This is a genomic window from Stenotrophomonas sp. 112478_Sma, from assembly GCF_056479905.1.
This window is the reverse complement of the sequence record NZ_CM151072.1, coordinates 919321-946206: the sequence shown is the minus strand read 5'-3', so window position 1 is coordinate 946206 and position 26886 is coordinate 919321. Positions and strand designations below refer to the sequence as shown.

The following is a 26886-nucleotide window of genomic DNA, read 5'->3' as shown; positions in this document are numbered from 1 at the left end:
CCCCTGCTGCTTCAGCGGATCTCGGAGATTTCCACGCCGTCCAGCCCCTGCGACAGGGTGCGCGCGTCACCGCCCTGGCTCAGCTTGATGCGCAGCCGCACTTCATTCTGCGAATCGGCATACCGCAGCGCATCCTCGTAGCTGATCTCACCGGCCTGGTACAGCTCGAACAGGCTCTGGTCGAAGGTCTTCATGCCCAGCTGGACCGATTCCTTCATCACTTCCTTCAGCTTGTGGATCTCGCCGTCGCGGATGTAGTCCTGCACCAGCGGCGTGCCCAGCAGGATCTCCATCGCAACCTTGCGCGAGCGGCCATCCGGGGACGGCACCAGCTGCTGGGCGACCACGCCCTTGAGGTTCAGCGACAGGTCCATCAGCAGCTGGTTGCGACGGTCTTCCGGGAAGAAATTGATGATGCGGTCCATCGCCTGGTTGGCGTTGTTGGCATGCAGCGTCGCCAGCACCAGGTGGCCGGTCTCGGCGAAGGCAATGGCGTGGTCCATGCCTTCGCGGGTACGCACCTCACCAATCATGATCACGTCCGGCGCCTGGCGCAGCGTGTTCTTCAGCGCGGCCTCCCAGCTGTCGGTATCGATGCCCACTTCGCGCTGGGTGATGATGCAGCCCTCGTGCTTGTGCACGAACTCGATCGGATCCTCGATGGTGATGATGTGGCCGGTGGAATTCTGGTTGCGATAACCGATCATCGCTGCCAGCGACGTCGACTTGCCGGTACCGGTCGCACCGACGAACAGGATGATGCCGCGCTTGGTCATCGCCAGCGTCTTGATGATCGGCGGCAGGCTCAGTTCTTCCACGGTCGGGATGCGCGTCTCGATGCGACGCAGCACCATGCCCACCTGGTTGCGCTGATAGAAGCAGCTCACGCGGAAACGGCCGACACCCGACAGGCCTATGGCGAAGTTGCATTCGTGGGTCTTCTCGAACTCTTCGCGCTGTGCCGGCGTCATCACGTTCAGCACCAGGTCGCGGCTCTGCTGCGGCGTCAGGGGTGTCTGCGTGATCGGCGCGATCTTGCCATTGACCTTCATCGCCGGCGGCATGCCCGCGGTGATGAACAGGTCCGAGGCGCGCTGGTGCGCCATCAGCTTGAGGAAGGAGGTGAAATCGATGGTGGTGGCGGTGGTGTTCACGGCAGGCTCCCAGGAGGCATGTGCCAGGCTTCAGTCGATGGTCGGAACATCGCGGAGTCGCCGGCGCGGTCGCGCGCCGGGGCCCGCTTCTGCCTTGCCTTACTCGAACAGTCGCTTGTCCTTGGCGTACTCGCGCGCCTGGTTGCGGGTGATCAGGCTGCGCTTGACCAGGTCCTGCAGGTGCTGGTCGAGCGTCATCATGCCCTGCTGCTGACCGGTCTGGATCGCCGAGTACATCTGCGCCACCTTGTCTTCGCGGATCAGATTGCGGATGGCCGGCGTGCCCACCATGATCTCCCATGCTGCGGTACGGCCGCCGCCCACCTTCTTCAACAGTGCCTGCGAGATCACCGCGCGCAGCGACTCGGACAGCATCGAGCGCACCATCGGCTTCTCGCCGGCCGGGAACACGTCGATGATGCGGTCGATGGTCTTGGCCGCCGAACTGGTGTGCAGGGTGCCGAACACCAGGTGGCCGGTCTCCGCGGCGGTCAGTGCCAGGCGGATGGTTTCCAGGTCGCGCAGTTCGCCGACCAGGATGATGTCCGGGTCTTCTCGCAGTGCCGAGCGCAGTGCCTCGTTGAAGCCATGCGTATCGCGGTGTACTTCGCGCTGGTTGATCAGGCACTTCTGCGAGGTGTGCACGAACTCGATCGGATCCTCGACGGTGAGGATGTGGCCGTATTCGCTCTTGTTGATGTAGTCGATCATCGCGGCCAGCGTGGTCGACTTGCCCGAACCGGTCGGTCCGGTCACCAGGATCAGGCCCTGCGGCTGCTGGATCAGTTCGCGGAAGATCGGCGGGCAGGCCAGATCCTCCAGCGTCAGCACCTCCGACGGAATGGTACGGAACACCGCGCCCGCACCCCGGTTCTGGTTGAACGCATTCACGCGGAAACGTGCCAGCGACGGGATCTCGAACGAGAAGTCCACTTCGAGGAATTCCTCGTAGTCGCGGCGCTGCTTGTCGGACATGATGTCGTACACCAGCGCATGGACCTGCTTGTGGTCCAGTGCCGGGATGTTGATGCGGCGAACGTCGCCGTCCACGCGGATCATCGGCGGCAGGCCTGCGGACAGGTGCAGGTCGGACGCTTTGTTCTTTACGGAAAACGCCAACAGCTCGGCGATATCCATGAGCGGCTACTCCCCAATAACGGCTTCGACTGGAAGGATCTTTCCCCGGGCGGCAGTATAGCCTCCTGATCGATTGGAACGCGTTACGTGGCCACTGCCCTGCCCCAGATCCTGAGCACCCTGCACGCTGCGGCCGAGGCCGCTGGACGTGCGCCGCCGCGCCTGCTGGCGGTCTCCAAGACCCAACCGGCCGAGGCCGTGGCCGCCCTTGCTGCACAGGGCCAGCGCGCCTTCGGCGAAAACTACGTGCAGGAGGCGCTGGCCAAGATGCAGGCGCTGCAGCATCTGGACCTGGAATGGCACCTGATCGGCCATCTGCAGTCCAACAAGGCCGAAGCGGTGGCCACGCATTTCGACTGGGTGCAGAGCGTGGACCGTCCCAAGCTGGTGACCGCGCTGGCCCGCCATCGACCGGCGGCGCGCGGAGCACTGAACGTGCTGATCCAGGTCAACATCGATGATGAATCCAGCAAGCACGGCTGCGCGCCAGGGGACGTCCAGGCCCTGGCCGAGGTCATCGCCGCCGAGCCTGGCCTGCGGTTGCGGGGTCTGATGGCGATCCCGGCGCCGTGGCCGGAGGCGGAACGCCGCCGCGACGCATTCGTGCGCATGCGCACACTTTTCCAGACACTGGCCGACCGCTTCCCGCAGGTCGATACCCTTTCGATGGGCATGAGCAGCGACTACACCGAGGCCATCGCCGAAGGCGCCACCCTGGTGCGCATCGGCACCGCCCTGTTCGGCGCCCGTCCGCGGCCGGCCTGACATTCCGAGGAGACTTCCATGGCAGCAGATTCCATCACCTTCATCGGCGGCGGCAACATGGCACGCAGCCTGATCGCCGGCCTGATCCGCCAGGGCGTGCCTGCCACGCGCATCCACGTGGCCGAGCCGGTCGCCGCCGTGCGCGATGCGCTTGCCAGCGACTTCGGCGTGCATACCCACGACAGCGCCAGCGCGGCCGCCGCGCAGGGCCAGACCTGGCTGCTGGCGGTCAAGCCACAGGTACTGCGCGACGTCTGCCAGTCGCTGCAGCCGCTGGCGCAGGACAACCGACCGCTGGTGGTCTCGATCGCCGCCGGCATCACCAGCACGCAGCTGCAGCGCTGGCTGGGCGGCACGTTGCCGGTGGTGCGCGCGATGCCCAACACGCCCGCGCTGCTCGGTGCCGGCGTCACCGGCCTGTACGCAACACCGGCAGTGGATGCACCGCAGCGGGCCCAGGCCGAGCACCTGCTGGCCAGTGCCGGACGCACGGTATGGATCGACAGCGAGCCGTTGATGGATTCGGTCACCGCTGTCTCCGGCAGCGGTCCGGCCTATGTGTTCCTGCTCGCCGAAGCGATGGAAGCGGCAGGCATCGCCCAGGGTCTGCCCGCCGACGCCGCACGCACGCTGGTGGTGCAGACGCTGCTGGGCGCCTCGCGCATGCTCGATGAAGCGGGCGAAAGTCCCACCGAGCTGCGCCGCCGCGTGACCTCGCCCAACGGCACCACCCAGGCTGCGATCGAGAGCTTCCAGGCCGGCGGCTTCGAGGCACTGGTGGATGCCGCGCTGCGCGCCGCACAGGTGCGCGGCCAGGAACTGTCAGCGGCAAACGACTGATTCCTTGGGGTCAGATCCCTCTGCCGGGGCAAAGGGATCCGACCCCATCTCCCCGATGCTCATTGCCCCAACGTGGTCATGACGAAGTCGACGAAGCACTGCAGGCGCGGGCGCGGGCGACGGTCCGGCAGATAGATCAGGTGCATCGGCCGCGGCGCCGGCAGATGGTCGCGCAGCAGCGGTTTCAGCCGGCCCGCAGCGATCTCAGTGGCCAGCAGCGCCGTCGGTTGCAGAATCAATCCGGCACCCGCCACGGCGGCCTCGCGCAGCGCGAAGCCGTCATTGCTGGTGAGCCGTGCCTCCCAGTCCACATGCTCGCCACTGGCCAGCTGCCAACCGTGCCCGCCACGCCACGCCAGGTGGCTCAGGCAATCGTGCCCCTGCAGATCCGCGGGCATCCGCGGCGTGCCTCGACGGCGAAGGTACGACGGCGCTGCGCACAGGCTCATCGCATAGGGAGGCAGCGGACGCGCCACGATGTCCGCCGAGGGCAGCGGACCGACCCGGATCGCCGCGTCGAAGCCGTCTTCGATCAGGTCCACCCGCCGATTGCTCAGATCCAGTTCGATGTTCAGCAGCGGCTGTGCACGCAGCAGTTCGGCCAACCGGGGCGCCAGCACGCAGCTGCCCCAGGTGGTGGGAGCACTGACCCGCAACACACCGCGCGGCTGCAGCTGCAGGCCGGCCACGTCCGCCTCGGCCTGCTGCACCTGTTCCAGCACCTGCCGGCAACCGGCCAGATAGGCACTGCCCGCTTCGGTCAGGCGCTGCCGCCGCGTGTTCCGCTGCAACAGCGCGGTGCCGAGGTGGCTTTCCAGCTGCTGGATGTACTTGCCCACCATCACCGCAGACACCTGCAGGTGCTCGGCGGCAGCCGCGAAACTCCCGCGCTCGGCCACGGCGACGAAGGCCTGCATGCAGCGCAGCATGTCCATTGCTAAGTCCTGATTAGTAATCAGCGAATCATACGCGGCTTACCAAACCGCGTCGTCACGGCGCAGACTGCGCTTCGTCTCCCCAAGCAAGGAACCGTCATGAAGATTCTTCTCGTGGGCGCCACCGGCACGCTCGGCCAGGCCGTAGCGCGCCAGCTCGGCCAGCAGCACCAGATCCTGGACGCAGGGCGCAGCAGCGGCACGCTGCGCGTCGATCTGACCGACGATGCCAGCGTCAACGAACTGTTTGCCCGCACCGGCGCGGTCGATGCGGTGATTTCCACAACAGGCAAACTGCATTTTGGTCCCCTGCGTGACATGACGCCCGAACGGTTCAACGTCGGCCTGCAGGACAAGCTGCTCGGTCAGGTACGGCTGGCACTGGCCGCCCAGCATCACCTCACCCCCGGTGGCTCGATCACCCTGACCAGCGGCATCGTCAGTGCCCAGCCGATCCGCGATGGCGTCAATGCAACCTCGGTGAACGCCGCGCTGGAAGGATTCGTGCGCGCAGCGGCCCTGGAGCTGCTGCCCCGCGGGCTGCGCATCAATGTCGTCAGCCCGAATGTGCTGGTCGAATCAATGGATGCCTACGCGCCCTACTTCCCCGGCTTTGAAGCGGTCACCGCCCAGCGCGCGGCACTGGCGTACCAGCGCGCGGTGGAAGGCATCCTGAGCGGTGAAACGATCACCGTCTGGTGATGCATGATCCAGCCTGGCGTGCCCTCCGATGTGCCGGGGCCTCAGCCCCAGCGCATCGGACCGTCACCCCGTTCCCCGAGGACATCTTCGGGGTTGGCCAGCCGGCAGCGCTTCAGTGACAGGCAGCCGCAACCGATGCACCCGGTCAGCTCGTCACGCAGCAGCTGCAGCATGTGGATGCGCTCATCCAGCTCGGTCCGCCAGCGTGCAGACAGCGTGGCCCAGTCGGCCTTGGTCGGTGCCCTGCCCTGCGGCAGGCTTTCGAAAGCACGCGCCACCGCCTCCAGCGGCATGCCCACGCGCTGTGCAACGCGTATCACCGCCAGCCGGCGCAGCACGTCGCGGCTGAAGCGGCGCTGGTTGCCCGAGGTACGCAGGCTGCTGATCAGGCCCTTGCGCTCATAGAAGTGCAGTGCGGATACGGCCACGCCGCTGCGCTGCGAAACCTCACCCACACTCAGTTCCTGCGACACCATTGCTTGACCTCAACTATAGTTCAGGTGTCATGCTGCGGTCTTCGCCGCCGGATGACAAGCGCGGCCTCCCAGACTTTCCGCATGACCCCGACTCCACCTGCTGCCGACGCCGCCCCTGCTGCCGAAACCTCCATCCTCTCCGCGCGCTATCGTGCGACCACCCTCGGCATGGTCGCCCTGGTTTCGCTGCACGCCTTCGAAGCGCTGGCGGTGGCCGCAGCCATGCCCACCGTCGCCGCCGCACTCGACGGGCTCCGCCTGTACGCGCTGGCCTTCGGCGGGACCCTCGCCACCAGCGTCATCGGCATGACACTCGCTGGCCTCTGGGCCGACCGGCACGGGCCCGCGCGGCCGCTGTGGTGGGGCCTGGCGTGCTTCGTACTGGGCCTGCTGCTGGCCGGCCTGGCCACGCACATGGGGATACTGGTGGCCGGGCGGCTGCTGCAGGGCCTGGGCGCGGGTGCGATCTCGGTCTCGCTGTATGTGATGGTCGGCCGTACCTACCCCGAATCGCTGCGGCCGAAGGTGTTCGCAGCATTCTCCGCTGGCTGGGTGGTGCCGTCGATGATCGGCCCGGCTGCGAGCGGGCTCATCGTGCAGCACCTGGGCTGGCGGTGGGTGTTCCTGGCCGTGCCGCTGCTGGCGCTACCCGCTGCATTGCTGCTGCGACCTGCACTGTCACGCCTGCAGCCCTCGCCTGCGGGCGACAGCGGCAATCGCAGCCGGGTGGTGCGCTGGGCCAGCGGCGCGTCGCTGGCAGCGCTGCTGCTGTATCTCGGCGGGCAGCAGCAAGGGATGGCGGCAGTGCTGTGCATCGCTGTGGCGATGCTTGCGCTGCTGTTCTGCGTGCAGCGGCTGCTGCCCGCCGGCACCTTGCGCCTGCATCGCGGCCTGCCCAGTGTGATCGCCCTGCGCGGCATCGCCGCTGCGGCATTCTTCGCCTGCGAGGCCTACCTGCCACTGCTGCTGCAGCGCGAGCGCGGGCTGTCACCCAGCGGGGCCGGCGCGGTGTTGAGCCTGGGGGCATTGGGCTGGTTCGCCGGGTCGTGGCTGCAGGGCCACCAGCGCAATGGCTGGTCACGCCAGCAGCTGCTGCGCGCGGGAACGCCGCTGATGGCGATCGGTATCGCGGCCACGCTGGCGGTGCTGTTCCGCACGGTACCGCTGCCGGTGGCTCTGATCGGCTGGACGCTCACCGGCTTCGGCATGGGCATGATCTACGCCAGTCTTTCGGTACTGACCCTGTCCCTTTCGGCACCGCACGAACAGGGAGCCAACACCTCGGCGCTGCAGTTGAGCGAGGCGCTGGCAGTCACCACCGCACTGGCCGTCTCCGGCGCGCTGTTTGCCCTGTTCGTGGACGACAGGCCACACACCGGCTACGTACTGTGCCTGGCGATCACCCTGGGCCTGGCTCTGCTGTCCACGCTGATTGCACGCCGGGTGTAACGCCACCGGTTGATTCGGCCGGGCGTGGCCCGGCGATCAGTGCAGTCATGGCGTGGCCGCCGCGTCCACGTCATCGATGTCCCGGTGCAGGATGCGGCGCACCTCCAGCACGGCCTGCGGCGATTCCTGCACGCTGTGTCCGGAGATGATGACCTTCTCCGACAGCGCCCCCGGCAGGTGCGCGCTCCAATACGGCACCAGCCCATCGTCGGATTTCTCCAACGGCAGTTCGGGTTTGCGCTGGGCGATGATCGAGTGGTACTTCAGGCCCGCTTCGATCGGCAGCTGTGCGGCCGCCTTCACGAACGGATCGCTGGCCTTGAGGTTGTCGATGCTGTTGGGAATCTTCGGCTTGGCGGTGCCGTCAACCTGCTGCTCGGCCTGCGCCAGCGCCAGGAACACATCCTCGAACTTGCCCAGGATGGTCAGCGGCAGGCGCACCAGGCGGCCGATCAGGCGGCCGACCCTGTTGCCGGCGATGTCGGTGCCCTGATGCGGGGCGGCGATGAAGATCGCCCGTTCCACATTCGGCTGCGCCTTGAAGTGCAGCAGCGGGCCCAGCTTGTTCTGCACCCGCTTCAGTCGTTCACCCTTCAGGTCATAGTTGGCCAGCAGGTCGTTCCACAGCACATCGCCCGAGTCGCTCACCAGCAGGCGGGCCAGCACGCCGCCCATGCTGTGACCGATGTAGACCATGTCCTTCGATGCGCGCGTGCTGCCATCCGGGTCGAAATGCTTCAGCGTGTCGTTGAATGCAGTAGCGATCTCATAGCGGTTCAGCGCGATCGGCGCGTTGGTCGGGTAATACACCTGCCACACCTGGAACTGCTGGCGCAGCTCGGGATCGCCCATGATCTCGTTGGCCAGGTTCACCCACGCTTCCGGGCTGCTGGCCAGGCCATGCAGCATGAAGATGATGCGGCGGTTCGGATCCCACGGCTGCATCAGGTAGATGTGCGGCTCACCGATACCCTCGCTCATGCCGAACAGCGTGCGCAGCGATTGCCGGGCGAAGCCACTCTGCGCCAGCCACAGGCCGTAGGCGGCAGTGAAGTTGCCGGCCAGCGGCACCTGCTCGCCGTGCAGGGTGATGCGCTCGGTCGCTTCGGGCGAATAGGCGTCCAGCTCGACCCGGCGGGTACGCATCACGTCCTCCAGCGTGCTGCCCTCGAAGCGCAGCAGCGCGGTGACGTTGATCGAGGACATCTCGCTGAACTCCGGCACCGCATCATCATGGCGATGGCGGCGACCACGACGCGCATCGCTGTCGTCGTCCTGCCCGCCGTCCGCCTTCGGGCCATCTGCGGAGACCGCCGGAGTGACCAGCTTCGGCGGGTCCATCACCATCACCAGCTCCGCACCGAAACCGTCGCGTCGATAGGTACTGCGCAGGCCGACGAAGCTGACCGTGCCAGCGGGTACCAGCTGCGCCGGAATGCTCTTCAGGGCCAGCTGCTGGTAGTTGGAGGCCAGCGACCAGCTGCCGACCGTGATCGGCTTCGTATAGTCCTCGCCGGCGAGCGCGGCGGCGCGCGCCCGCACGAACAGAACCACCGCGGCCTTCTCGGCTGCATAGTTGTAGTAGTCGCGCACCTGCGTCTGCCGGTCCTCGAACGCCCGATCGGACGGCGAACGGCCGCTGTAGAACAGGTAGGCGTAGGCATAGCGCGCCGCTTCCAGCCATGCGTCCAGTGCGGCATCGCTCATCGGTGGATCGCCCGCCGCCGTCTTCTTCGGGGTCAGCGCCAGCGCTGCCTTCACCCACAGCTCCGACAACGCGGACAGCCGCTGTTCGACGTTGAGATCGTCGGTCATCAACAGCGTGCTGCGACAGACCACGAAGTCCTTCTCGCACTGCGACTCATCCAGCCCGGCTGCACTCAGCGTTTCCCGGGCCGCCGGGCTGAGCTTGCCGGTGTTGAGCACATCGGCACGCTTGTTGACCAGCGAGTCACTGGATTTCACCTGCTTGACGGTGACCATCGCGCAGCCGCTGCCGGCCAGCAGCATGAAGATCGCCAGCGACGCCGGCAGCACGCGCTGCCAGCGGGAAAGTATGGACATGAGCATCACTGCGAGTCCTGCTCGGTGCCGGGCACGCCCTGGCGGATCACGGTGGAAAAGTTGCCGCCGTCACCCAGGTCCAGCGCGCGCTGGGTGATCCGGCCCTTGGCATGCAGCACTGCGTACGGCACCCCCGGCGTCAATGCCCCGACCTCCTGCGCGTACTCGGCTAGATAGCCGGACAGCAGCAGGCGGTAGTCGAGCGGCAGCCGCGGCGCGATATGCCTGGCCAGATCGAAGACGATGGTGGTGCAGTTGCTGGTCAGCGTGTTGTAGAAGCCGGGCTTCGCATCCAGCTCGCGCGCCTGCGCGATGTAGGCAGCGAACAGTTCCTTCAACTGTGCGCGGTCCATGCCATGCAGGCGGTACAGATAGACATCCTCGCCACGCGCGTTGGTACGCGTGCGGATGATGTCGGTCTCTTCGGAGGCCACCAGGGTCATCTCGAACTTGCGGAAGAATCCCCCCAGTGCCGAGAACGATTCCCCGCGTTCCTTGCGGATCTCCAGCGAGAACACGACATGGCGGCCATCGTCGAAGCCGAACGAGATCAGCGTGTGGGCGATCGCCGGCCCCATCCAGTACGAAAGCACCAGGTCGGCCGAACGCAGCTGGTCCAGGTCGTACGTGCGGCGCACCCAGCGCGCGTCATAGTCGGTTTCGCTGCGCCAGGTGAAATCGCGCACGTTGTCCAGCACCACATGCCGCCCATCGAAGGAGACCACGTGCAGGCGTTGCGCTACATCATCGGCCCAGACGCGATCCTGGCGCGGGGTCAGCAGCATCCACCACCCCAGCGCCAGGGCCAGCGCCACGCCAAAGGCCATGCCGAGCCGTCGCGTGCCATGGCCACGGGCGACCCGCCAGGACGCCCACAGGGCGGACAGCACCCACAGTACCGCCACGGCCGACGCCAGCCAGCCCGGCCCCGGCAGCTGATAGAGCAGCAGGCCAGCCACCCACAGTGCCAGCAGTACCATCACACTTCCTGTCATCCAACGTCCTGCGGCTTTCACTGGCGTCCTGTCGTGGTCCCGGGGGCGCATAGTTAGCCACAAGCGGGTTCGCCCTGGCATCTACGGCCCGTTCAGGCTGCTGGGTGCACCGTCTGCAACGCCGTTTTCCACATACCGTTCCCTCTTCCAGGAGCATCGATGGGCATTACCTCCGTGGCCGGTGTTGCGGTCCAACCCCAGCACAGCGCCCGCTGTCATTGCGGTACGGTCGAACTGCTGCTGGACCTGCCGGACGGCATCGTCGACCCGCGCCGCTGCGACTGTTCGATGTGCCGCCGCCGCGGCGCCATCGCCGCCAGCGTCGCCCTCGCCGGGCTGCAGGTGGTGCGAGGGCGGGACCATCTGCGGCTGTACCAGTTCAACACGCATGTGGCCGAGCATTACTTCTGCGATGTGTGCGGCATCTACACCCACCACCGCCGGCGTTCGAACCCCGACCAGTACGGCTACAACGTCGCCTGCCTGGAGGGCATCGATCCCTTCGCGCTGGGCGTGATCCCGGTCAGCGATGGCGTGAACCATCCGGCCGACCGCCCCGCCTAGTGCCGGGTACGGCGTGACGGCGCGGCGACCTTCTGCCAGGGCGCCATGCCGCTGCGGCCTGCGCGTACAGGCCGCTTGCGCCAGGGCCGGCGGGGCGCGGGCTCCGCTTGAACGGGGCGCGGCGGAGGCGCGGGCCGGCGTGCAGGCCAGAGATGATCAAGCAGCCACATGGTCGGTCTCCGTGGGGGCGGGGACGATCAAGCGTGGACGCTGGCCTGCATAGCCGGCGTGAGGCATCGACGACGCCACGATGACAGGCGGCGAAGCCCTGCGCGCGCACCACGCCGCAGCCGCATCGCGGACTGGGCGGCACCTCTTGACGCCCGCGCTACAGTGATAATTCCCCTCCTGCTGCAGGTGCCCCCGGATGCCTTCGTTCTCCGATGCCCAGGCTGCGGCCCGCTATCACGAGGGACCGCTGCGACAGGTACCTGGATTCCTCGGTCTGCAACAGATGGCCCACCTGCTGCTGGCCGAGCACGTGCCCGAGCACGGCCACGTGCTGGTGCTCGGCGCCGGTGGCGGCCTCGAGCTGAAGACCTTCGCTGACGCCCACCCATACTGGCGCATGCTCGGAGTCGATCCGGCCGGCCCGATGCTGGCGCTGGCCCGCGAAACGCTCGGCACACGGATGAACCACGTGGAGCTGCTGGAGGGCTACATCGAGGATGCCCCGGCCACGATCTTCGATGGCGCCAGCTGCCTGCTGACCCTGCACTTCCTCGATATCGACCAGCGCCGGCATACCCTGCGCGAACTGCGCAGGCGGCTGCGTCCGGGCGCGCCATTGGTGGTGGCCCACCACAGCGTCCCGCAGGAGCCGGAGGCGAAGCTGCGCTGGTTGAGGCGCTATGCGGCCTTCGGCGAGGCTTCCGGCATTGCCCGTGCGGATGCACAGCGCGCGATCACCGCCATCGCCGAGCGCCTGCCGCTGCTGTCACCGGAACAGGAGGTGGAGGTGCTGCAGGAGGCAGGCTTCAAGGACATCGAGCTGTTCTACGCCGGATTCACCTTCAAGGGCTGGGTCGCCTACGCGGCCTGATGAACCTGCAGAGCCGGCGCTCGCCCGGCCAAGCCCCGCACCTCGCACTTTTCCAGGGCCGCCCGGGAGAAGGGGCTCCCGTGCGTCGACCCGGAATGCACGTTATTGCATGTTCATGCACGAATATGCACACTTATCCCATGAACGCCGATTCCAGCCCCCTCCCCGCCGAACGTACCCGGCAGATCCTCGAGGAACTGCGCCAGCAGGGCCGCGTGATCGCCGCGGAACTGGCGCGTCGTTATGCGGTTTCCGAAGATTCGATCCGCCGCGACCTGCGTGAACTGGCCGCCCAAGGCCTGTGCCAGCGCGTGTACGGCGGCGCCGTGCTGCCGCCGCCGAAGGAGCGCCCGCTGCGCGAGCGCCTGACCCGCGATCGTGGCGACAAGGCCGAACTGGCCGCGCGCGTCTGTGCCCTGCTGCAACCTGGGCAGGTGGTGCTGCTCGATGCCGGTTCGACCAACCTGGCCATCGCCCAGCAGTTGCCGCCCGAACTGGCACTGACGGTGATTACCAACGCGCCGCAGATCGCCACCGCCGCCAGCGTGCATGAAGGCACTTCCGTGCAGCTGATCGGCGGCCGCCTGGCCAGCGGCGGCGGGGCGGTCGGTGCTGAAGCACTGGCCCAGGTGCAGCGCCTGCGCGCCGACGTGTACCTGCCCGGCCCGTGCGCGGTGGACGGCGACACTGGTGTGTGGGCGATGGATGCCGAAGAAGCCACCTTGAAGCGCGCCATGGTGGCCTGCAGCAGCCGCGTCATTGTCGCCGCCACCACCGAAAAACTCGGTGCCCGTGGTCACTGGCAGATCGCCGGCCTCGACGAGATCGACGACCTGGTGCTGACCACATCAGCCCCGCCCGCACTGGCAGCGCGCTTCCTCGCTGCCGGTATTGCGGTGCACCCCACCCCGCCCTGACCGAACCGCCCATGTCCGTTGCCTACCGCGCGCGTGCCGAACAGCACGCGACCCGCGCTGCATTCTTCATTCCCGGTTTCGCCACGGCACTGTGGGCGACGCTGGTACCGTTCGCCAAGGCACGCGCGGACCTCAACGACGCCACGCTCGGCGTGGTGCTGCTCTGCCTGGGTGCCGGTTCGCTGCTGGCGATGCCAGTGGCGGGCGTTCTGGCCGCGCGGCTGGGCTGCCGCCGGGTGATGGTGGCCAGTACGCTGTTGATCTGCCTCACCGTGCCGGGCCTGGCCCTGGCCGGTTCAGCGTGGCTGCTGGGCCTGGTGCTGTTCGTGTTCGGTGCCGCGGTAGGCGCGATGGACTGCACGATGAACGTGCAGGCCGTGGTGGTCGAGCGCGAAGCGCGACGTGTAATGATGTCCGGCTTCCACGCCTTCTTCAGCATCGGCGGCTTCCTGGGCGCGGCAATGATGACCGTGCTGCTGTCCCTGCAGCTGCCACCGCTGGCATCGGTGCTGATCGGCGTGGCCGCGATGCTACTGGCGATGCTGCTGTCGGCGTCGTACTGGCACCGCGAGCGCATGCCGCACGACACCCCGATGCTGGCCATGCCGCACGGCATCGTGCTGTTCATCGGCGTGCTGGCCTTCGTCGCGTTCCTTGGCGAAGGCGCGATGCTGGACTGGAGCGCGGTCTTTCTCAGTGACGTGCGCAGCGTCGATGCGCGCATGGCTGGCATCGGCTATGTGATCTTCACCCTGACCATGACCGTGGCCCGCCTGCTCGGCGATGCACTGGTGGCGCGGGTGGGACGCGAACGCGCCATCGTGTTCGGTGGCCTGCTCGCGGCCAGTGGCGTGCTGGTGCTGACGCTTGTCACGCCCTGGCAGGTCTCACTGGCCGGTTATGTGCTGGTCGGCCTCGGCTGCGCCAACATCGCGCCGGCGCTGTTCTCGCTGGCCGGCCACCAGACCCGCATGCCCGGCGCGCTGGCGATCACCGCCGTGTCCACGCTGGGCTTTGCCGGCATTCTTGCCGGCCCGGCACTCATCGGCTTCGCCGCCAATCATTTCGGCCTGATCGCTGCATTCATCGGTGTGGCCATCGCGCTGCTGCTGGTGGCGGTGTCCACGCGCTGGCTGCGGGTGTAGCGCGCGGCATCAACGGCGCCGACGCTGGACCTTCATCCGCAATCGTCGATAGCCGATCACCGTAGCCGTCGCGCACAGCGCGGTGCCGGCGGTGCTCAACAGCAGCAGCACGCCCAGGCGGGCCGTCTCCTGCCGCAGCATCGCCGGCAGGTCCCAGCTGTGCAGGAAGTAGAACAGCCAGCGCCCGACGCGCTCACGATGCCCCAGGGTCAGCAGTGGATCGCCGCTGGCCAGATCGAAGTAGACGCGCGTCGCCTCGGCATCACCGAAGTCCGCCACCGCCACCGGGAAGCGGCGCACCGCCGCGCCGTTCATCGCCTCCGGCGCACGTGGATAGAAATAGGCATCCGCTGCATGCAGTAGTGCGAACCGATGCATCGGCGCGGCAGACATCGCCTGCGCCTTCTGCTGCAGCAATGCCACCGGCAGCAGCTGCATCATCCGGAGATGCCCTTCGTCTGCGGATACGATGCGCGTATCGCCCTGCCCGTCCAGCAGCAGCGCGAACAGCTCACCGCCAATGCGCCGCCACTGGATCTCCACCGGCATGAACAGCGCATCATGGGCCGCAGCCAGCAGCGCTGCCGGTTCGCCCAGTGCGCCATTCACTGCCACCGCATCGCCGCGATATTGCGCCGTGCCGATCGCCGCGCGCGTACTGCTGAACACGCCCAGCGGATTCATCGACATCAGCCCGCTGAAGATCCAGGTGAACACGAACGCCGCAGCCATCAGACCGATCAGATGATGCCAGCGCATCCACGGCTCGACGTACGGCGTCTTCGCACCGGAGCGATAGTGGCCAGCGAAGCGCCAGCGCCACACCCCCACCACGATGCCGCTCACCGCCACCACCGTGCACAGTGCGGACAGCACGATCACCACCCACGTCCACACCGGGTCCACCGACTGCATGCGCAGGAAGTACAGCCAGTGCAGCCAAGCGCCCACATAGTTCCAGCGCTGCTGCACATGCGGTGCATCCAGCACCACCTCGCCGGTGCGCGAAGACACATACAGGTCACCCGGCCGCGCACCGCCCACCTCGACCCGGTACAGCGGCCGATGCGCATCCAGCGCACGCGAATGCGTCCAGCGGTCCTCATCCACGCGCATCGCACCCACGAATGCCGGGCCGCCGGCAAACTGCGCCGCCGAGGCTTCGGCGCGCTGTGCCGATACCGGCGGCAGGACCTGCCCGGTGCGCGCCGACCAGGCTCCCACGTGGTTGCCACTACGCACCACATAGGCGGGCTCGCCACGCAGCGTGGTCAGCGCCACGCTTTCCGGCTCAGCCTGCACGGCCGCTGGCAACGCCGACAGTCCCAGCAGCCCATGCGCGTCTCCCAGCACCGGCAACGCCGCCAGCCGCTCGCCGGGCGTCAGCTTCGGGTAGCCGACGAACAGCATCACCATGCCGCTGACAAACCACAGCAGCATCAGCAGGCATCCGCCGATGCCCAGCCAACGGTGCACCAGGTAGGTCCAGCGCTTGGCAGTGGATCGCAGCGACATGGCGTGCGTCCTCAGAAGCGATGATCGAGGGTGAACTCGACGCGGCGATCCGCACCCAGCAGCCACTGCGTACTGGTGTAGTACGCCGTGGCGTAGTACGCCTTGTCGAACACGTTGAACACACGGGCTGTCACCCGCGTGCGCGGTGCCGCCTGCCAGGTCAGCGCCAGATCGGTGGTGCCGTAGCCCGGCAGCTCCAGGGTGTTGGCGTTGTCGGCGTAGCGCTTGCCGACGTAACGCATACCTGCGGCCGCGCTCCAGTCGGGCAGGAACTGCCAGCTCACCCATACATTGGCCAGCCGCTCTGCCACGTTCGGCGGCACATTGCCATCGCGCGAGACCAGCACAGCCGGCGAACCGGTGGCTTCCAGGAAGTCCTCGAACTCGGCCTTCAGCACCGTCGCGTTGGCATCGAGCGTCCACTGCGACGCGAAATTCCAGTTCAAGGACGCCTCGATTCCGCGCGAGGTCTGCGCGCCCACCTGCACCCGACGATCCGGGAGCAGCGGATCACGGCTGAGCAGCCCGGTCTTGCGGATCCGGTACGCCGCCAGCGTCCACTCGCCACCGTCGAAGGCCTGCTTCAGGCCGACTTCGACCTGACGCCCCTTGGCCAGGTCGAAGGCACCGTTGGCCGGACTGATCATCAACAGGCCGCTGACCGGGTCGGCCGCCTGCGAATACTGCGCGTACAGGCTCAGCGTCGGCTGCAGCGCGAATACCGTGCCTGCTCGCCAGCCGGTGCTGCTGTAGGTCTTCGAGAATGCCCCCTGGCCGCTGATCAGATCGGTACGATCGATGCGCGCGCGGTCGTGGCGCAGCCCGCCCAGTACCGACCAGCGCTCGCTCAGGGCCAGCCGGTCTTCCACGAACAGAGCGTACTGCTCGGCACTGTTGCGGTAGCGCGGCAGGTTCGGCGCATCGCTGGCAAACTGCCCCGGCACCGGATGGAACGGATCGACCGGGCCGGAGCTGCCGGCATAGGTGTTGTTGGTGTGCTTGAAGTGCGCGCGGTTGGCATCCATCCCCAGCGCGAAACTGTTGGCAAGACCGCCCACCTCACCCTGCACGCGCAGCGTCGAGGTCAGCCCGGTCTGGTCCTGGTTATGGGTGATCTGGGTATTGCCGGAACGATCGATCAGCCCGGTGCGTGGGTTGTAGACATAGGCCTCGGCGTTGCGCCAATCGCGCAGGCTGTCGATCTGGTAGACGCGGGTACGCCACTCCACCTTCGCGTTCGGCGTCCACAGCGCATCGAGCTGCGTCCAGCGGTCACGGAATCGGATGTCACTGTCTTCCACGTTGTAGTTGCGGTGGCGCAGTGCGTCCAACTGTCGGCCATCCAGCAGCGGCGTGCCGAAGTAGCGCATCGGCTGCTGGTAGCCCTGCCCATGGGTGAGCGTCAGCTGCAGGTCGGTACGCGGCTGCCACAGCAATGCCCCGGAGAAAGTCGCGTCACTGTTGCGACCACGGTCCACCCAGCCGCCGCTGTAGTTGCCGCTCACATCCAGCCGGTAGGCCAGCTCGGGCGTCAGCGCGCCACCGCTGCCGAAGCCCAGGCGCGCCGTGTCCTCGCTGCCCACCGTCACACTGATCTCGTTCTCGACGGCACCGCGCGAAGGCTTCTTCGGCACGATGTTGATCACACCGCCGATCGCACCGTCGCCGTGGATCATCGAGGCCGGCCCGCGCAGCACTTCGATGCGCTCGATGGACCAGGTATCGAACGGGAACGTGATGCCGACGCCCCCGTACTGGCGCAGCCCGTCATACAGGCGCATCACCGACGCCCCATCGGTGAAACCCCGGCTGGACAGTGCGCTGAGGCCATTGCCCGGATGCGGCATCGCGCTGATCGCACCCGCGCGGCTGATCGCATCGTTGAGGTTGGAGTCACCGCGCTGCTCCAGCTGGTCGCGGTCGATCACGGTGAGCGCCGCAGGTGTCTGCAGCACGTTCAGGCCCAGCGCGGAACCTGCGCCGGGGGTGGCCGACAGCGCACCGAGCCGGGTATCGACCACGCGTACGGTGTCCAGGGTGGTCGGGCCCGCCGCTTCGGCACGGGCAGGTGCAACAGGCAGGGCGCAGGCGCACAGCGCCGGCAGCGTCGCCCAACGCAGGGCAACGCGCTTCGGATGTCTTTTCATTTTTTCACGGCATGCAATGCCACCCCGCACCGCGGGGCAGCAGGAAGGAAGGCGCACGCGGTAGCGCCAGGCCATGCCTGGCGGCTTCCATCAGAGGGAATGCACGGCCGCGCGCGCGGCTCAGCCCGCCAATGCCGCCGGTGGTCCCCGCGCCCCGAGGGTTCCCGCCAGGCGCGCGGGCACTGCCAGCACAGCGCCCAGCCGCGCCCGGCAGACCGGCGCCAAGGGCACCAGCAGCAGGAACGCCGCCACCAGCAGGGTGATCAGCCGCGCCGCGATCAGGCAGTAATCGCAATCCACGCCCATTTCATGGTCGGCGTGTGGATCGGCGGGCGGATTCTTCGCGGCCTCATCGTGCGGCGTCGCCATCGCATGATGGTCGTGATGGCCTTCCATCGTGTGCTGCGCATGCAGCGAATGATCCATCGCCGCCACCGGCGCCGCCGCTGCCACGCGGCCATGCGCCACCCAGCGGCTCACCAGCGGGGCAAGCAGCACCAGCAGCAGGGCGAGCCATGCCAGGGCCTGGAACCGGCGGTGGAATCGGGGGCGGTGCACCCGGGCATTCTACGGCGCGGCGCCGCAACCTTGGACCACGTTCAGGGTTTTGCCCCTGCGACAGGGTGACGCAGGCGCCTCACGTCGCGTACTGGGCAACGCCATGCCCGAACGACCAGTTCTCCTTCTTCACTTCCACCAGATTGATGAACACGTCCTCGCGGCGGATGCCCACTGCCGCATGCAGGCCGTCAGCGATGCCCGCGTACAGCGCCTTCTTCTGCTCCAGGGTGCGGCCCTCGTTCCAGGTGATCTGGATGCAGATGAAATCGTCGGAGCGCTGCACACCCAGGTAACTGGGGTCGTAGACCAGGGTGGCGGCGTCGTGCTCCTGGAAAATCTGGAAGCGGTCGTTCTCGGGCACGCCGACCGCGCGCATGGCCTGGTAGATGGCCTCGCCGACACGCTGCAGGTAGTCGGCGGATTGGCCTTTGCGGAGATCGATGCGGGCGAGCGGCATGGTGGGGCTCCCGGGTGGAGGGTTGGGAGACGATGCGCCGGGCTGCTGGATTTCTGTGTGAAATGGCGCGCGAACGCGCGTCCCGTTTAGGGCCCTGCAATTTCCTCCCCCAGGAGGGCGCACTTCTCAGCTTCCCTGCCGCTCCGCGTTCGTTCTCTGAGTACGAGGGTGCATGTCGCTTCTCGCAGGTTTCTGAACTCATCAACGCAGCGTCGCGCAGACCACGTCCCTGCCCCCGTTGACTGAATCCCGCGGCCACAGATTTCTGGAAAGCTCTTGTTTCTCCGGCAGAAACGGGAGAAGCGATCACAATCAGCAGCTGCATGGAGTGCCATAAGTGACAGCATGATGGCTGCAACTGCTTGATGGATCTTGTTGCCGGGTTGCACGCTGGGCACCGACCAACAGGTTCGATATCTCAACGTGAGACGACACTGGATTGTCGTTGGTGACACGACCAGCAGTAGCGGACGCGTCATCAACGGCTCACCCTGCACAGACATCGAGGGCCGCGCCGTCGCACGTGAAGGCGACAGCGCCACCTGCCCGCTGCATCAGGGGGTCTTCCCGATCATCGAAGGCGAGCCCACCCTTATCATCGACGGTCACCCCGTCGCGCTCCACGGGCACCGTCTCGCATGCGGCTGCCAGCTTGTTTCCACCCAACAGCGCCTGGTGTACGTCAGCGAAGCGCCTTGTACTGCCGCACCCTCAACGATTGATGTCTCGACAGGCTCCTCTCCCGGAGCGGCCATCTGCCTGGAGTGCCTGCTCACTGCAGGCACCAGCGGCGCTCCGCTTCTGGTGCGCTCGTGATGGCGTGGACAGCATTCGCTTTGGTGGACTGCGCCGCCGCCCCTGAACGAGAGGGCGAACTCCGCCATTACACTCAGCAGGACACACTGCTCCACCGCTCGCTGTTCACAGGACAGCCCGAGAGCGATCTCGTCCAAGCTTCTCCCTGGCTGATCGAGTTACCTTGGGGAGCGATCCAGAGACCTGTACATCACTGGCTGACCTGCCTCGGTCGTCAGTCTTCGGGCGTCACGATACTGGCTTCAGCGACAGCCTTCGATCCATTGTTTCAACATCTGCAGACGAAACTGGACATCTCGCTGCCGGACGGGTCGTTGGCATTGATGCGCTACTACGACCCCAGAGCCTTCCTCCGATACTGCGATGTCCTCACTCCCCGACAACAGCTGGACCTGCTCGGTCCGGTACTGGAGTGGCAGGTCACGTTGAACAGTCAGGACTGGACTCTGGTCCGAGCCGATCTCGAAAGGCCAGGTGCATGCGATGCTGACACTCAGCGCTGAACAGTATGCGAGGCTTTGCCTCCCGGATCCAGCAACCTTCGTCGTCCCGCTTTCGCGCGAAACCAGAAGACACTTTCCTGACGAGACCGCCCAACGAAGCGACGAGGAACTCGTCGAGGATGTCCGTGCAAGTTACGGGCACGCTATGACATCCCTGCACATCACGCATCTACCGACGCTGGTGCGCTGGGTGAAAGCCGATGTGGCCTGGGCCCGCGGGTTGCGCGACCAGGCAGTCACCCGGGTCTGGTTCAACGAGACCGCCCATCCCAATGCCACGGCAGCGGACCTTCTGGCACTGCTGGCCTCTTCCCGCATCACAGACTGAACTGAAAGGACCAGAAAATGGGTGCTGTGCCATTCCCTATTCCCCCTCCCCCAGTGACGTCGCCAAGGGCATGGGATCCGGTTCGCGATGCTCCCGTTCCGTTCCCAGACCAGATGCCAGGAACCACGGCAGGCGGCCCGACGCTCGGCCAGATATGGCAGAAGATCAAGGAAGCGACGGGTGTCGAAACTGGAGTGAAGACCGAACCCAGGGTACAGACGAGCGAGACAGATTGCTCGCAGACGAGCAACCAGAATGACTGCAACGCCTGCAAGCTGGCACAAGGCTACCTCGTGCCCGCGAACTACACGATTCCACTGACTCAGTACCGGAACTACGACTACCAGCTGCGAATCGCCAATCGCCTGGCCGGACCGGAGAGCTTCGATTACACGTATGGGGGCACCGCGCTGGACAGATCTCGCGCAGCTATCCTCCGCGAGAAGAATCAGATCACCATAACCGAGTGGCAGTGCGCAGGTGTCCGGTTCGATGGCTTCTGGCGAAGAACATGTACCGCCGTTGAAGCGAAAGGCCACTACTCCCAGTTCTTTGACGAGAAGGGAACATTACGCTTGTGGGCTGCGCTGAAGTCTGGAAAGAGAAGGGAAAATATTGAGGAATCCTGGATAAGACAGTTAAGTACGCAGCATGGAGTCATCAGCGGTTTCGGACGACCCTCAAAACTGGAGTGGCACTTCCTCGAACGAGTGTGCTACATGGCCGCACTACGCCTCTTTGGCCCACTTGCCTCAGTCTGCAGATACTCACCATGACCGAGATATACAACGCATTCATAGATACAACTGTGCCGGTGGAGGTGCTGAGTGCTGAGGCGGCCTATCGACAACTGTTGCAACTTACCGAAGAGCTTGGCGAGATACATCACCTTTTCCAGAACTGGGCGCTTCGTGATTCCTCTGGCAGACCGGTACCTCTAAGCGACAAGACAAGGTTCATCGATGCAGTCGCCGAGAACGCCGCCTACTACCATAGAAAGTACCCAACTGCGGCCAATTCAGGCGGTGCCGGCGCTTCCATTACTCCCGCCTTGAGCCAGAAAGCTCATGATCAACCTGGCTGTCCTACGCTGGATTACAGGCCGTGGTTCGGCAGGGTTACCCTGAGCATCAACGCCCCCGTCCAGGCTTTTGGTCCGGATGGCACATCCGGAATCATTCGATCCTGCGTCCGAAGCATGGCAACCCGTTTGGATGCCGTGTTCGTTGCGACAGACGTTACGTCCCCACTCCCGGACGGAGAGGGATATGAGACCTATGCACACTTCCATCAACTGTTTCCCCATCGACGCTGGCTTGGCTGGATGGGTTTTGTCCCCCACCTCGTGCCGAAGAAATTCATTCCTGAAGCAGCGTCCATGGAGGTCGTGAAAGGCAAAGGAACGATGATCGTAGCGCTGGACGAACCCTTCGATCTGCGCAATCCGGAACATCTGAGGCGCGTGCATCAGGTTGAACTGCGGATGGCGAATGCCGGGCTGCTGGATATCACCGACCCGACGCTGCTCGAGTGATCCGGGCATCCGTGCGCAGCGTGACGCAAACAACCCGCAGCGCGTACCGCGTTGTCGCGAAGTGCACCGACAGCACGTGCAGCGCGTCGCATCGGAAGTGACGTTGCTCGCAACGCGCCCGTGCGCTGACGCACAGATCGAAATCTGCCTCCTCCGCATTGGCATGAAAAAGAATTTTCCTTACAGACCGATGTGATTGCGCAGCCGGATGATCGCCGCGCCGAGACAGATTGCCTTGGCCGGGATTGGCGTCTCGAATAAACGAACAAGCTTCAAGGCCTGCGAAATCAATCGCAGCTGAGAGAATGCACCGACTGCCGTCAATGGCGGACGGTGCGTGGGGATCGCAAGATCCGCCAGGCGTTCTTCTCCCTTGAAGTTTGTTTGCCTTGGTACGCCAACCCGCACCGTCCGCCACCTTCACTCGGAAGGTGGCCCCACGCCAGTGAGGGTTTCGCCATGACCAACCGCACCGCCGTCCATCCACGCCTGCACGCCCTGATCGGCGACATCGCCGCCGACGTGCCCGAGGACCTCGCACGCGAGATCGAGTGCGCCTTGCACGAACAGAGTCTGCCCGTGCAGTCGCCTGCCTTCTTCACGTACCTCAATGCCATCAGCCGCGCCGACGGCGATGACGGGCAACCGTGCAGCAGCCTCACTCTGGGCGCCAGCAATCACGCCTCGCTGCGCCGCTCGCTGTCCGGACTCAGTGCATTGCTCGATCTGCTGCAGGCGGGCGATCGAGCGCGCGCCGAGGGTGGCCCGGACCAGCAGTTGGGTGCCTTCCACACTGATGGACTTATCGTGGCCGCACGACAGCTGGTGCGCGAGGCGAATCATTGCCTCTCCGGCGCTGACTGACCGGCCCGGATGCCCTCCCGCTACAATCGCGCAGGGAACGCAGGAGGCCGCAATGGACGCCGAACACTTGGAGTACTTCAAGGCCGCACTGGAAGGCCGCGCAACCGTGGGTTGGAACGTATGGTTTGCCGCCAACCAGCACGCGCTGGCCCAACAGCTGAGCCGCCCTGCACTGCTGCGGTTGAAGTTCAGAAAACTGGATGAAGCCGAGTGCCTGCTCGCCGACGCCGGCATCGTACCTCGCAGTACGGCGGGCAAACGCTACGAAATGTACTGCGCCCAGTTCTCGGAGGACGTGGTGGACGCAAACGGTCGCCCGCTGCCGGCCATCTGGCGCGCGGCGCACGGCGGTGCGATCGGCCTGCTGGCCGATGGTGAGCAGGAGGCCGGCCAGGCGAAGTTGCTGGCGGAGTTTCGCCGCACCCGCAAGCACGGGCTTCAACAGGCCCACGAATGGCTGGCCGATCTGTGCTTTGAAGGCGAGATGGAACTGACCAGCGGCAATGCCGAGGTGGGCCGTGGTCTGTTGGCGGTGGTGGTGCGGGCCGGCAGCGGCCACGACCTGTTGGATGCGACGGCGATGATCGCGCGGAATCTGCTGGATCAGCACGGCTGATGGCAGCCGCAGCAGCGACGCTGGCACGCATCATCAGATAACAAAAAGCCCCCATTTCTGGAGGCTTTTTTCGTTCTGCAACATGGTGGGCGGTACAGGGATCGAACCTGTGACCCTTGCCGTGTGAAGGCAATGCTCTACCGCTGAGCTAACCGCCCGGTGTGTTGCTGAGCCGCTCATTATAGGAACTTTTCAGAGGCCGTCAACAGTTTTCACATTCGTCTTCACGGGTGTTTTCGAGGCGTGCCGCCGGGCGTGGCCCGGCGCTGCCTCACATCGTGTGGGTGGGCTTGTCCGAGCTGGTCAGGCCGGCCAGCTGGGTCTCGATCTTGTGGCGCACGCCCTCGCCTTCAGCGCCGTCGGCCAGCTGCACGCCGATGCCCGCGGTACGGTTGCCCTGCGCCCCTGCCGGGGTCACCCAGATCACCTTGCCGGCCACCGGCAGGCGCTCGCTGGAATCGGGCAGGGTCAGCAGCAGGAACACCTCATCGCCGAGGAAGTAGCGCTTGGGCGTGGGCACGAAGATGCCGCCATTCTTCACGAACGGCATGTACGCGCTGTACAGCGCGGCTTTGTCCTTCACGGCCAGGGACAGGATGCCCTGGCGGGCGTTGCTGGCACTCATCGATTTCCCCTTGCGGCAGGCCGCTCGTTCACCTTGTTCCAGGCCAGCAGCAACTCGACCACCGCAAGGTCTGCACGCACCGTGGTGCGCAGCAGGTCGCGGGTGCGGTTGGCAGCGTCGAACCAGGCTGCCAGCTTGTGCAATCGCTCCGGCGCGGTCAAGGCGTCCGTGCTGGCCTGGGCCAGCGCCAGGTCGGCGGCGAAGCGCAGGCGCAGCGCCGCGTTGTCATCACCGCACCATTTCTGCGCCAGCTCCACCGCGCCGGTCCTGCCGGTGGCCAGCTGCTCCAGGTCGCGGGCCACCTCACGGCGCAGGCTCAGCCCGTCCTCGCGCAGCCAGTTGTCGGCCTGGCCGGGATGGCCGCGCGCGGCGTCCAGCGCTTCGCGTGCGGAGGCGTCGCTGTGGCCCTGCTGCTGCAACCAGGCCAGCGCTTCCTCGTGCGGCGGCAGCTTGAACTCCAGGCGCTGGCACCGGCTGCGGATGGTCTGCGGCAGGCGTGCCGGGTCGCTGCTGATCAGCCACAGGTAGCGGCCGGGCTGCGGTTCTTCCAGCGTCTTGAGCAGTGCATTGGCCGCGGAGCGGTTGATCGCATCGGCCGGATCGACGATCACCACCTGGGCCACACCGTACTGCGGGGTCAATGCCAGTTTGTCGGTGATCTCGCGCACCTGCTCGATGACGATCTCGGTACGCAGCTTGTCGCCGCTCTTGTTCGGAATGAAGCTCACCAGCTGCAGGTCCGGGTGGGTACCGGCAGCGATCAGGTGGCGGGTGCGCGTGGCGTGCGCGGCATCGCCCTGCGCCAGCACGTGGTCGGCCAGCGCCAGTGCAACCTCGCGCTTGCCCAGCCCGGCCGGGCCGCAGATCAACAGGCCATGCCCCAGCCGGCCCGCTTCGAGCGCGGCCACGGTCTGATCGAATGCGCGCTGCTGCCAAGGCGAGAAGGTGCTCATGCGCCCTTTCCTTCCTGCAGCCAGCGCTCGACCTGCGCGATCACGTCGGCGGCCACGCGTTCCTGCACCTGGCCCGCGTCGATCACGGCGAAACGCTGTGGGTCCTGTTGGGCGCGGCTGCGGAACACTTCACGCACGCGCTGGAAGAAATCGTCCTGCTCGCTCTCGATGCGGTCCGGCCACAGGTCGCGGCCATTGGCGCGCGCACGACCGACCGCCACGTCCACATCCAGCAGCAGGGTCAGGCCCGGCAACAGGCCAACGGCACGGCGCTCCAGCTCGGCAATCCACTGCGGGTCCAGGCCACGGCCCCCTCCCTGATAGGCGTAGCTGGAATCGGTGAAGCGATCACTCAGCACGTAGGCACCGCGCTGCAGGGCCGGCTGGATCACCTCCCGCACGTGCTGCGCGCGGGCGGCGAACACCAGCAGCAGCTCGGCCTCGGCGCTGAGCGGCTCGGCGGCGATCTCGGCATCGGGCTTCAGTATCAGGCTGCGGATGCGCTCGGCCAGCGGCGTGCCGCCCGGTTCACGCGTCAGCACGACCTCATGGCCATGCTGGCGCAGGCACGCGCGGATGGCATTGATCGCAGTGGTCTTGCCGGCGCCTTCGCCGCCTTCCAGGCTGACGAAACGTGGGTGGCGTAGCAGCGCGGGACTCATTGCGCCGGGGTCTCCTGGGTGCGTTGCTGGCGCAGCTGCTGCAGGTAGCGCGCTACCGCAGCGTTGTGCTGGTCCAGGCTGGACGAGAACACGTGCGCGCCACTGCCATCGCCAACGGCGACGAAATACAGTGCATCCCCCGCTGCCGGCTGTGCCGCGGCCATCAGCGCGTCGCGGCTGGGCATGGCGATGGGGGTCGGGGTCAGGCCCGCACGGGTATAGGTGTTGTAAGGCGTATCGGTGGTCAGGTCGCGGCGGCGGATGTTGCCGTCATAGGCCGCGCCGATGCCATAGATCACGGTGGGATCGGTCTGCAGGCGCATGCCGATCTGCAGGCGGCGCATGAACACGCCGGCAATCTGCGGGCGCTCGCTGGCCAGCGCGGTTTCCTTCTCGATGATCGATGCCAGCGTCAGCAGTTCGTACGGCGTGTTGATCGGCAGGTCCGGTGCACGGCTCTGCCAGGCCTCGTCCAGCGCCTTTTCCATCGCCGCATGCGCACGCTTGAGCACATCCACGTCGCTGTCACCGCGCTGGTAGATGTAGGTCTCCGGCAGGAACCGGCCTTCCGGATGCTGGCCGCCGAAGCCCAGGCGCTGCATCAGTGCCGCATCATCAAGATCATCGGTGGTGTGCAGCAGTGGATCGGCACGCTTCAGCGCCGCGCGCAGCTGGCGGATGTTCCAGCCTTCGATGATGGTGACGCGGTGCTGCAGGACCTTGCCGGCGCGCATGCGCAGCAGCAGCTCGCGCGGGGTCAGCTGGTTGTCCAGCGCGTACTCACCCACCTTCAGCTTGCCGGCGGCGTCGAGCTGGCGTGCCAGCAGCTGCCACTGTGCGTCCTGGCCTTCGTCCACGCCCGCCTCGCGCAGCTTGCGCAGCACGGTGTTCAGGCCATCGCCGCTGGCGATCACCACGGTCTCTGCGGAGGGGGAGATCCGGGCATCGGCGAACTGGGTCTGCTTGTAGAAGAACCACGCGCCCGCGCCGGCCACGACCGCGATCAGCACCACCAGCAGCGTTACCACGAACAGACACCCGCGCTTGGCTCCCGCCATGGATTACCTCAGAACTCGATTCCGTCGTGCAGGATACCGTGCCGGTGGTGTGGGGTCATGGC

At 66.3% G+C, this 26886-nt stretch carries 29 protein-coding genes and 1 tRNA gene; 15 read left to right on the top strand and 15 right to left on the bottom strand.

All coding sequences use genetic code 11. From position 1 onward, the window contains the following. Window positions 1-11: 11 nt before the first annotated feature. Together ACZK08_RS04400 and ACZK08_RS04395 are read right to left on the bottom strand one after the other, a co-directional pair. A complete protein-coding gene (locus tag ACZK08_RS04400) occupies window positions 12-1106 on the bottom strand; it encodes a PilT/PilU family type 4a pilus ATPase (protein ID WP_053519270.1) in 1095 nt (364 codons plus the stop codon). Between the two features lie 147 nt (window positions 1107-1253). Continuing rightward, the gene (locus tag ACZK08_RS04395) at window positions 1254-2291 is read right to left on the bottom strand and encodes a type IV pilus twitching motility protein PilT (protein ID WP_053519259.1); all 1038 of its coding nucleotides are present in this window, start codon (window positions 2289-2291) and stop codon (window positions 1254-1256) included. An 87-nt stretch (window positions 2292-2378) separates the two neighbouring features. Here ACZK08_RS04395 and ACZK08_RS04390 point away from each other — a divergent pair, with 87 nt between their 5' ends. Both ACZK08_RS04390 and proC read left to right on the top strand, forming a co-directional pair. After that, window positions 2379-3056, top strand: a complete 678-nt coding sequence (locus ACZK08_RS04390) for a YggS family pyridoxal phosphate-dependent enzyme (RefSeq protein WP_065182440.1) — start codon at window positions 2379-2381, stop codon at window positions 3054-3056. An 18-nt stretch (window positions 3057-3074) separates the two neighbouring features. Next, on the top strand, window positions 3075-3896 hold the full coding sequence (gene proC / locus ACZK08_RS04385; protein WP_065182441.1) for a pyrroline-5-carboxylate reductase: 822 nt from the start codon (window positions 3075-3077) through the stop codon (window positions 3894-3896). 59 nt (window positions 3897-3955) lie between these two features. Here the strand turns inward: proC and ACZK08_RS04380 are convergent, their stop codons facing one another. After that, window positions 3956-4831, bottom strand: a complete 876-nt coding sequence (locus ACZK08_RS04380; protein WP_065182442.1) for a LysR family transcriptional regulator — start codon at window positions 4829-4831, stop codon at window positions 3956-3958. A 99-nt stretch (window positions 4832-4930) separates the two neighbouring features. Between ACZK08_RS04380 and ACZK08_RS04375 the strand changes: the two genes are divergently transcribed. Continuing rightward, window positions 4931-5533 carry a short chain dehydrogenase gene (locus tag ACZK08_RS04375; protein WP_065182443.1) on the top strand — a complete coding sequence of 201 codons (603 nt, stop codon included), beginning with the start codon at window positions 4931-4933 and terminating at the stop codon, window positions 5531-5533. Between the two features lie 41 nt (window positions 5534-5574). On the opposite strand, the gene soxR is transcribed toward ACZK08_RS04375, so the two are convergent. Then, window positions 5575-6009: a redox-sensitive transcriptional activator SoxR gene (gene soxR / locus ACZK08_RS04370; RefSeq protein ID WP_053519250.1), complete on the bottom strand. Its 435-nt coding sequence runs from the start codon at window positions 6007-6009 to the stop codon at window positions 5575-5577. A gap of 81 nt (window positions 6010-6090) precedes the next feature. On the opposite strand from soxR, the gene ACZK08_RS04365 reads away from it, so the two are divergent. Beyond that, on the top strand, window positions 6091-7458 hold the full coding sequence (locus ACZK08_RS04365; protein ID WP_065182444.1) for an MFS transporter: 1368 nt from the start codon (window positions 6091-6093) through the stop codon (window positions 7456-7458). A gap of 45 nt (window positions 7459-7503) precedes the next feature. Here the strand turns inward: ACZK08_RS04365 and ACZK08_RS04360 are convergent, their stop codons facing one another. After that, window positions 7504-9528, bottom strand: coding sequence for an esterase/lipase family protein (locus tag ACZK08_RS04360; RefSeq protein WP_065182445.1), 2025 nt, complete (start codon window positions 9526-9528; stop codon window positions 7504-7506). Further along, window positions 9528-10502 carry an Lnb N-terminal periplasmic domain-containing protein gene (locus ACZK08_RS04355; protein ID WP_065182446.1) on the bottom strand — a complete coding sequence of 325 codons (975 nt, stop codon included), beginning with the start codon at window positions 10500-10502 and terminating at the stop codon, window positions 9528-9530. Before ACZK08_RS04355 ends, ACZK08_RS04360 begins: the two co-directional genes overlap by 1 nt. Window positions 10503-10676: 174 nt before the next feature. Between ACZK08_RS04355 and ACZK08_RS04350 the strand changes: the two genes are divergently transcribed. From ACZK08_RS04350 to ACZK08_RS04335, 4 genes are all read left to right on the top strand, one after another. Beyond that, entirely contained in the window at window positions 10677-11081 is a 405-nt protein-coding gene (locus tag ACZK08_RS04350; RefSeq protein WP_053519241.1) for a GFA family protein, read from the top strand. Window positions 11082-11448: 367 nt separating this feature from the next. Continuing rightward, window positions 11449-12123, top strand: a complete 675-nt coding sequence (locus ACZK08_RS04345; protein WP_065182447.1) for a class I SAM-dependent methyltransferase — start codon at window positions 11449-11451, stop codon at window positions 12121-12123. Between the two features lie 140 nt (window positions 12124-12263). Further along, window positions 12264-13040: a DeoR/GlpR family DNA-binding transcription regulator gene (locus tag ACZK08_RS04340; protein ID WP_065175969.1), complete on the top strand. Its 777-nt coding sequence runs from the start codon at window positions 12264-12266 to the stop codon at window positions 13038-13040. Between the two features lie 11 nt (window positions 13041-13051). Then, window positions 13052-14185, top strand: coding sequence for an MFS transporter (locus ACZK08_RS04335; RefSeq protein ID WP_197572159.1), 1134 nt, complete (start codon window positions 13052-13054; stop codon window positions 14183-14185). Between the two features lie 9 nt (window positions 14186-14194). Here the strand turns inward: ACZK08_RS04335 and ACZK08_RS04330 are convergent, their stop codons facing one another. The 4 genes from ACZK08_RS04330 to ACZK08_RS04315 all read right to left on the bottom strand — a co-directional run bounded on the left by ACZK08_RS04330 (window position 14195) and on the right by ACZK08_RS04315 (window position 18865). Next, on the bottom strand, window positions 14195-15700 hold the full coding sequence (locus tag ACZK08_RS04330; RefSeq protein WP_065182449.1) for a PepSY domain-containing protein: 1506 nt from the start codon (window positions 15698-15700) through the stop codon (window positions 14195-14197). Between the two features lie 11 nt (window positions 15701-15711). Beyond that, a complete protein-coding gene (locus tag ACZK08_RS04325) occupies window positions 15712-17847 on the bottom strand; it encodes a TonB-dependent receptor (RefSeq protein ID WP_478452490.1) in 2136 nt (711 codons plus the stop codon). Between the two features lie 120 nt (window positions 17848-17967). Further along, window positions 17968-18354: a DUF2946 family protein gene (locus tag ACZK08_RS04320; protein WP_065182485.1), complete on the bottom strand. Its 387-nt coding sequence runs from the start codon at window positions 18352-18354 to the stop codon at window positions 17968-17970. Window positions 18355-18484: 130 nt separating this feature from the next. Next, the gene (locus tag ACZK08_RS04315) at window positions 18485-18865 is read right to left on the bottom strand and encodes a tautomerase family protein (RefSeq protein ID WP_053519221.1); all 381 of its coding nucleotides are present in this window, start codon (window positions 18863-18865) and stop codon (window positions 18485-18487) included. Between the two features lie 423 nt (window positions 18866-19288). Between ACZK08_RS04315 and ACZK08_RS04310 the strand changes: the two genes are divergently transcribed. The 7 genes from ACZK08_RS04310 to ACZK08_RS04280 all read left to right on the top strand — a co-directional run bounded on the left by ACZK08_RS04310 (window position 19289) and on the right by ACZK08_RS04280 (window position 23526). Then, complete coding sequence (locus tag ACZK08_RS04310) at window positions 19289-19681, top strand: PAAR domain-containing protein (protein WP_081284425.1); 393 nt, start codon at window positions 19289-19291, stop codon at window positions 19679-19681. Beyond that, window positions 19681-20184 carry a DUF4123 domain-containing protein gene (locus ACZK08_RS04305; RefSeq protein WP_065182451.1) on the top strand — a complete coding sequence of 168 codons (504 nt, stop codon included), beginning with the start codon at window positions 19681-19683 and terminating at the stop codon, window positions 20182-20184. Before ACZK08_RS04310 ends, ACZK08_RS04305 begins: the two co-directional genes overlap by 1 nt. Beyond that, window positions 20165-20512, top strand: a complete 348-nt coding sequence (locus tag ACZK08_RS04300; protein WP_065182486.1) for a hypothetical protein — start codon at window positions 20165-20167, stop codon at window positions 20510-20512. The genes ACZK08_RS04305 and ACZK08_RS04300 overlap by 20 nt, the downstream gene beginning before the upstream one ends. 17 nt (window positions 20513-20529) lie before the next feature. Further along, window positions 20530-21288: a Tox-REase-5 domain-containing protein gene (locus tag ACZK08_RS04295; RefSeq protein WP_081284421.1), complete on the top strand. Its 759-nt coding sequence runs from the start codon at window positions 20530-20532 to the stop codon at window positions 21286-21288. Then, window positions 21285-22046, top strand: a complete 762-nt coding sequence (locus ACZK08_RS04290; RefSeq protein ID WP_081284422.1) for an Imm52 family immunity protein — start codon at window positions 21285-21287, stop codon at window positions 22044-22046. Before ACZK08_RS04295 ends, ACZK08_RS04290 begins: the two co-directional genes overlap by 4 nt. 459 nt (window positions 22047-22505) lie before the next feature. Continuing rightward, entirely contained in the window at window positions 22506-22910 is a 405-nt protein-coding gene (locus ACZK08_RS04285; RefSeq protein WP_065182452.1) for a hypothetical protein, read from the top strand. 52 nt (window positions 22911-22962) lie between these two features. Further along, on the top strand, window positions 22963-23526 hold the full coding sequence (locus tag ACZK08_RS04280) for a hypothetical protein (RefSeq protein ID WP_065182453.1): 564 nt from the start codon (window positions 22963-22965) through the stop codon (window positions 23524-23526). 83 nt (window positions 23527-23609) lie between these two features. Here ACZK08_RS04280 and ACZK08_RS04275 read toward each other — a convergent pair. The 5 genes from ACZK08_RS04275 to mltG all read right to left on the bottom strand — a co-directional run bounded on the left by ACZK08_RS04275 (window position 23610) and on the right by mltG (window position 26824). Beyond that, window positions 23610-23684 (bottom strand) — tRNA-Val (locus tag ACZK08_RS04275). A gap of 113 nt (window positions 23685-23797) precedes the next feature. Then, window positions 23798-24151 carry a PilZ domain-containing protein gene (locus tag ACZK08_RS04270; RefSeq protein ID WP_053520428.1) on the bottom strand — a complete coding sequence of 118 codons (354 nt, stop codon included), beginning with the start codon at window positions 24149-24151 and terminating at the stop codon, window positions 23798-23800. Further along, window positions 24148-25104 (bottom strand): DNA polymerase III subunit delta', encoded by a 957-nt coding sequence (locus tag ACZK08_RS04265; RefSeq protein WP_065182454.1) that lies wholly within the window; start codon window positions 25102-25104, stop codon window positions 24148-24150. Before ACZK08_RS04265 ends, ACZK08_RS04270 begins: the two co-directional genes overlap by 4 nt. Continuing rightward, on the bottom strand, window positions 25101-25766 hold the full coding sequence (gene tmk / locus ACZK08_RS04260; protein WP_065182455.1) for a dTMP kinase: 666 nt from the start codon (window positions 25764-25766) through the stop codon (window positions 25101-25103). The genes ACZK08_RS04265 and tmk overlap by 4 nt, the downstream gene beginning before the upstream one ends. Beyond that, window positions 25763-26824: an endolytic transglycosylase MltG gene (mltG, locus tag ACZK08_RS04255; protein WP_065182456.1), complete on the bottom strand. Its 1062-nt coding sequence runs from the start codon at window positions 26822-26824 to the stop codon at window positions 25763-25765. Before mltG ends, tmk begins: the two co-directional genes overlap by 4 nt. Window positions 26825-26886 lie beyond the last annotated feature (62 nt).